6 protein-coding genes are annotated in these 5,342 nt (G+C 30.9%); all 6 read left to right on the top strand.

Features of this window, described 5'->3' with window-relative positions; translation table 11 throughout:
- The first annotated feature begins 465 nt into the window (after positions 1 to 465).
- Positions 466 to 1,659, top strand: coding sequence for a CDP-glycerol glycerophosphotransferase family protein (locus tag ACLUJM_RS12590; RefSeq protein WP_220576929.1), 1,194 nt, complete (start codon positions 466 to 468; stop codon positions 1,657 to 1,659).
- 4 nt (positions 1,660 to 1,663) lie between these two features.
- Entirely contained in the window at positions 1,664 to 2,092 is a 429-nt protein-coding gene (locus ACLUJM_RS12595) for an adenylyltransferase/cytidyltransferase family protein (protein WP_005821077.1), read from the top strand.
- Positions 2,082 to 3,077: an iron-containing alcohol dehydrogenase gene (locus ACLUJM_RS12600; RefSeq protein WP_220576930.1), complete on the top strand. Its 996-nt coding sequence runs from the start codon at positions 2,082 to 2,084 to the stop codon at positions 3,075 to 3,077. The genes ACLUJM_RS12595 and ACLUJM_RS12600 overlap by 11 nt, the downstream gene beginning before the upstream one ends.
- 49 nt (positions 3,078 to 3,126) lie before the next feature.
- Positions 3,127 to 3,840: a hypothetical protein gene (locus ACLUJM_RS12605; RefSeq protein ID WP_412412955.1), complete on the top strand. Its 714-nt coding sequence runs from the start codon at positions 3,127 to 3,129 to the stop codon at positions 3,838 to 3,840.
- Complete coding sequence (locus ACLUJM_RS12610; protein ID WP_412412956.1) at positions 3,840 to 4,430, top strand: O-antigen ligase family protein; 591 nt, start codon at positions 3,840 to 3,842, stop codon at positions 4,428 to 4,430. The genes ACLUJM_RS12605 and ACLUJM_RS12610 overlap by 1 nt, the downstream gene beginning before the upstream one ends.
- A partial coding sequence (locus ACLUJM_RS12615) for a glycosyltransferase (RefSeq protein WP_412412957.1) occupies positions 4,417 to 5,342 on the top strand: 926 nt, incomplete at its 3' end. The genes ACLUJM_RS12610 and ACLUJM_RS12615, both read left to right, overlap by 14 nt.

Here is a 5,342-nt window from a genome sequence, read left to right on the forward strand (position 1 = left end):
TTATTTGAAAATGTTTTTCTAAAGAAGTACATCATTGGGAGGATTTTTTATTTCAATATCAAGTGGTCGCAGACTCTGAAGTAGTGCTGAGGACAAACCAATGTTTTTATCATTATAGGCAGAGGCAAGGAAGTGCTAATCACTCTGGAATTAGTCAGAAAGTTATGTCTTGTATGAAAATACCTTGGATTTTAAAGAATGCTTCTCCGTCTATTCAAGAAACAGATATAGCAAATGTTTATTCATTTATGATATTTCAATGTTTCATGGCTTATGTGAGAACTGATATTCCAGATAATACCTATAGACGCGAAATAATTTTCTATATTAAAAGTAGACTATCATATGTATTGTTTTCTACTTCTATATCCTTAAAATATAAATTATCTTTAGTTCTGTTTATTATTTATCCTTATGGTACTTATTCGCTCCTCCATAAAAAATACGGTATGTGAATGTATGTGAATGATTAATCATACTTTAATGAAATTGTCTTTTTCTTCTTTTATAGCTTCAACAGGAATTTTATTCTCTAGGATAATAAAGAGAGATTCTGTTATGTTGTTTTCCAGTTTTCCGGATTATACCGATAATGCTTATGCTCTATTTCAATATATTTCTGGATCAAAGCAATATGATCATTATTTGAAAGTATGGGTACTTTCTGATAAGACAGGTTATAAAGCATGTAAAAAGGATATTTTGTCGAAAAATTCGAATACAAAAGTTGTATTTAGATTTTCATTATTAGCTTTTTGGTATTTTTTTAGGGCTAAGTTTGTTTTTTGTACTCATGGATTATATAGTTTCTGGGATATCAGTCAAAGAGATAAGTTGATAAATTTGTGGCATGGCATGCCATTAAAGCGGATAGGTTCAATGGATCCTGCCAAACATGGAGTTAATAAGACTAAAGCTCATTATTTAATTGCTACATCAGAAATTTTTAGGGAATTGATGTCTAAAAGTTTTAATAACCTGGATCTGAGTAGAGTGTTACTTGTTGGACAACCGCGCAATGATTTACTTTTTCAAAAGACAGACTTCTTTTCTCAAAGAAATATCCAAAGGACCGACTATTGTTCTGTTGGCATTTGGTTACCAACTTTCCGTACTTCGATTATTGGAGAAACAAGAACTGATGGTATTTCAACGAACGATACTATTTCTTTTTTGAATATAGCAGACTTGCAAGATCTAAATATTTTTTTATCGGAAATTAAAATTTTGTTGATTGTAAAGTTGCATCCAATGGATATATTGCAAACGGTTGATTTCCCATTGTTTACTAATATTATGATAGTGAAACAAAATGATTTTTCTTTTCAGCTTTATCCATTACTGGGGGCAACAGATTTCTTACTAACGGATTATTCTTCGGTTTGGATTGATTATGATATTTTAGATAGACCAATGGGATTTGTAATGAATGACATAGATGAATATCAAAAGTCAAGAGGCTTGACTTTTGATAACATTAGTGAGGTTCTTCCTGGGCCTATTTTATCTGATTTAGAGTCCCTCAAGTCTTTTTTAAAAACTCCCGAAACTTATAAAAAGGAAACTCAAAACAAATTTAATTTATATAAAGATGATCAAGCTTGCTATCGGTTGATGCATGTAATAGATAAACTTAATAAAAACGATTTGATTTTTTAGATATATGATAACTGTATATGTAATAGGGGTATTTGACTTGTTTCATCGTGGACATGTTGAGCTCTTAAAAAAAGCGAAAGGTCTTGGAGATAGGTTGGTTGTTGCTATTAATAGTGATGAAATGGTTGCTAATTATAAAAGAAAGCCTGTTATTAACGAGAATGATCGATTGGCAGTAGTTAAGGCTTGCTCCTATGTAGATGAAGCTTTTATTATTCCAGATTTGGATAATAAACTTTATGTAATTAAGTATAATGTAGATATTATAGTGCATGGTGATGATTGGACAGGTGAAGGGTACTTAAATCAGATATGTATGACTCCAGAGTTTTTGCAAAAGCATCAGATTGAATTAGTTTATCTTCCGTATACTAAAGGTATAAGTACATCTAAAATAATTAAATCTATTCAAGAGTTGAATAATGTTTTATAAGCATTTAGAAATACCTGTTTTTGTGGAGATTGATAATAGAGTACTTGGTAGAGTTGATGAAATGCTCACATCCAGTCATCTGTTTTTCTCTCATAAAACTTTAGTGACTTCTCCTGAATTATATACTCTTTACAGTCACTTTATAGATAGTAATAAATTTGATAGTTTAATTCTTGTCCAAGGAGGAAAGGTAGAAGAATACTCTTTATTGAAAAAACAATGTGATAATTTAGATACACTTTTTATTGCGTTTGGTGGAGGTAGTATTTTAGATATTGTCAAGTATGCGGCAACAGATATGAATATCCCTTATATAGCCATGCCATCAACACTATCTAACGATGCTATTTATTCTCCAGTTGCACGCTTAACGTGTAATGGGAAGAAAAAAAGTTTTGGAGTTAAACCTCCTATCGGAATTGTAGTGGACTTATCGATTGTGAAGAAGTCTCCCAAGCAGTTGATTCTAGCAGGTGTAGGTGATCTTTTATCAAATTTGAGTGCTGTAAAGGACTGGGAGTTATCTAGACTTTCCACAGGAGAAAAGATTGATGAATTATCTTTTATGTTGGCAAAAGAAGCTGCTGTTTCTATTTTAAGATATTCTGAGAAAGATTTATATACAGATGTATTTTTAGCTGATCTTGCAAGGGGGTTAATAACTTCCGGATTATCCATGATACATTCTGGCAATACACGGGGGACGAGTGGTTCTGAGCATTTAATGAGTCACGCCATTGATGAATATTTTTCTGACAAGTCTACTATACATGGTATTCAAGTGGCGTGGGCGCATTTGTTGATAGAGCAACTGCTGAGAACTGAAAGTGAGTATAATATGATAAACAGTTATTTCTCTCGAATCGGTTTAAATAGCATGATAAAACAGTATATCCAATTTTCCGAGATTGATTTTATGAAAATGATACCTTTAGCTAAAATGATAAGAAATAGGTATACTGTTTTGAACTTAGTGGGAAGATAGGGGAAATTTAAATTGTTTTATGTATGCTAATAGCTGTGGATAAATGTTGATGAAATTTAATGCCTCTAAATACTCTAATTATATAACCTTATTTTATTGTATTTCTTTTTTCTTAGTTATAAATGGTGGTTTATTTTCTTTTTTGACTAAAGGTACTCCATTTACGATCTGGAGGCAAATTTTGACATTTATAGGTTTTTCCCTTTTGATGTGCTCTTTTGGAAGGTATAAAAATCGTTCGTTGATAAAGATAGAAAAAGATTTATTGTTACTAACATTTTTATGTATACCGTATTGTATATACGCCTTTTTTTTTCAAGGATATGGCTTAATTAGAGTTGGATTTGCTTTATGGATGTATACCGCAGGATTTCATGTGGTTTTGTTTTCATCGTATTTATTAAATTCTTCAAAATATAATCCACGTTCTATATTTAAGTTTTTTTCGTTGCTTGGACTGTTTTTATCAATAGGGCTTATTATTGATAGCCAAACATTGCTTTTTAAATTTTTGGTATTAAGTGCTCATGAAGATATATCTTATTTGGCAGAGGAAGATTTAGCTATGAATCGTTGTAGCTTCTTAGCTGAGTCTGTTAGCACATTTGGGGTTTATTTCTCTTTCTGCGTACTCTCATCATTTTATTTATTATATCATTCCTCAAAAACGAAGAGCCAATTTTTTTATTTGTTATGTTCTTTTCTTCCTTTAATAGGATCTTGGTTTACGGGATCCCGACAAATATTTGGATTGTATTATTAATGTTTTTTGCTGGTTTTGTCTATTATGTGATTTGTGCAAAAGGGAATCGGGTTATTTTATTGGTAATTTTTTCTATAATACTTATTGCATCAGGTTCAGTAATTACTTCATTATTATCTTCTAATGAATATCTTTTGGAAAGGTATCTTGGGGATGACAAATCTACTAGTAAAGCTGATGATACTAGGATACGGCAATGGAAGAATGGCATTGATTACATGCAGGAAAATAAATTAGTCCTATTGATAGGTCATGGGGTTGGTAGTGTTCCTATAAAGGGGGTTAGAGAGGGCGAATTTATTGGGAGTAATTATGAAAATACCTTTCTAGCTAAAATGGTTGACGTAGGTTTATTTGGCATTGTGCTGGTGTTGTTTCCGGTTATAAAAATCTTCTCATTATTACGTAAGTATAAAAAGAAAAGCATTTTTGATTATTTGATATTAGTGCTGCTATTTAATTACCTTTTTGTAGCATTTGTTTCTCCAAATGGTGCAACTCTATCAACACAATATATAATGTTTTTAGTTCTCAGTATTTATATTCATAGGGAAAAATTTGAATTAGAAAATAAATATGCTTCTTGTTAATCGTTCATTATATTGCAATTATATACCACAAGAATTGGTCTCTTTATATGGCTCTCAATGTGTGACAAATTTTTGTAGTAATCTTATTGAGGGTAACTGTTTTAGTAAAGTGTATTCAGAAGTTCCTTTGAATGTGAGAAAAAATATATTGGCGGAATTACCTTCAATTCAGAAAGTAAAATTTATTCAGGTTCGTGTATTTGGAAGTTTTCCAATACTAAGGCATTTAAATTATTTGGTGGAAAATTTGTTAATAGTCAGTCTGTTACGCAATGATGATTCTATTTGGTTTTATAATCTTGAAAGGCATAACTTACTTGCTTTTATGCTTTTGAAAGTAATCTATCGTAAGAAAATTTATGTTTTACTAGCAGACCATACTCCATCTAATAGGCTTTTTTCTATAACTAAAGTTGCGGAAATATGTTTGTCTAGATTTGTTGATGGGATTTTGGCTTTGTCAGAACGTTTAACAATACAAAACAAAAATATAGTTTATATGCCTGGAATTGTTCCAATGAATGCCATCAACTCTATAAAAGAAACTAATGGGGAAATTGTAAAAAATGCATTTTTCTTTTCTGGTGCATTAAAAAAGGTGACAGGTATAAAGATGGCATTAGATGTTTTTTCCGAATTGCCAGAGTGTGAACTTTACGTATCTGGTAGAGGGGAGGATGAATCGTTGGTGATGAAATATGCTTCTAAATATGCGAATATACATTATTTGGGATATCTAAATTACACAGATTATCTTTCTTATTTGAAAAGATTTACAGTATGTCTAAGTTTTAGAGATCCTAATCTGGCTGAAAATAAAAATAATTTCCCATCAAAAATTATAGAATACTTGGCGTGTAATAAGCTAGTTGTTTCTACAATAAGCTATCCTGAGTTGAAAGATATTAATTA

The sequence above is a fragment of the Finegoldia sp. genome, assembly GCF_046991905.1.
Taxonomy (GTDB): Bacteria; Bacillota; Clostridia; order Tissierellales; family Peptoniphilaceae; genus Finegoldia.

Bases quoted from the DNA above. Each gene is read 5' to 3' on its own strand.
- ACLUJM_RS12600 (WP_220576930.1), top strand. From the start codon at position 2,082: ATGTTTTATAAGCATTTAGAAATACCTGTTTTTGTGGAGATTGATAAT.
- ACLUJM_RS12595 (WP_005821077.1), top strand. From the start codon at position 1,664: ATGATAACTGTATATGTAATAGGGGTATTTGACTTGTTTCATCGTGGA.
- ACLUJM_RS12605 (WP_412412955.1), top strand. From the start codon at position 3,127: ATGAAATTTAATGCCTCTAAATACTCTAATTATATAACCTTATTTTAT.
- ACLUJM_RS12590 (WP_220576929.1), top strand. From the start codon at position 466: ATGATTAATCATACTTTAATGAAATTGTCTTTTTCTTCTTTTATAGCT.
- ACLUJM_RS12610 (WP_412412956.1), top strand. From the start codon at position 3,840: ATGTTTTTTGCTGGTTTTGTCTATTATGTGATTTGTGCAAAAGGGAAT.